1 protein-coding gene is annotated in these 467 nt (G+C 64.7%); it reads left to right on the top strand.

Annotated elements, in window-relative coordinates; all coding sequences use genetic code 11:
* On the top strand, positions 1–467 hold a 467-nt coding region (locus BST17_RS28565), incomplete at both ends, for a peroxidase family protein (protein ID WP_331250712.1).

Below are 467 nucleotides of genomic sequence, written 5' to 3'. Positions count from 1 at the left end.
AAGAAGTACGGCAAGAAGCTCTCATGGGCGGACCTGATTGTTTTCGCCGGCAACTGCGCGCTGGAATCGATGGGCTTCAAGACGTTCGGGTTCGGCTTCGGCCGGGTCGACCAGTGGGAGCCCGATGGGGTCTATTGGGGCAAGGAAGCCACTTGGCTCGGCGATGAGCGTTACAGCGGTAAGCGGGATCTGGAGAACCCGCTGGCCGCGGTGCAGATGGGGCTGATCTACGTGAACCCGGAGGGGCCGAACGGCAACCCGGACCCCATGGCCGCGGCGGTCGACATTCGCGAGACGTTTCGGCGCATGGCCATGAACGACGTCGAAACAGCGGCGCTGATCGTCGGCGGTCACACTTTCGGTAAGACCCATGGCGCCGGCCCGGCCGATCTGGTCGGCCCCGAACCCGAGGCTGCTCCGCTGGAGCAGATGGGCTTGGGCTGGAAGAGCTCGTATGGCACCGGAAC

Source organism: Mycolicibacterium bacteremicum (assembly GCF_002086115.1).
Lineage (GTDB): Bacteria > Actinomycetota > Actinomycetes > Mycobacteriales > Mycobacteriaceae > Mycobacterium > Mycobacterium bacteremicum.
This window is presented reverse-complemented; position numbering and strand designations above follow the sequence as displayed.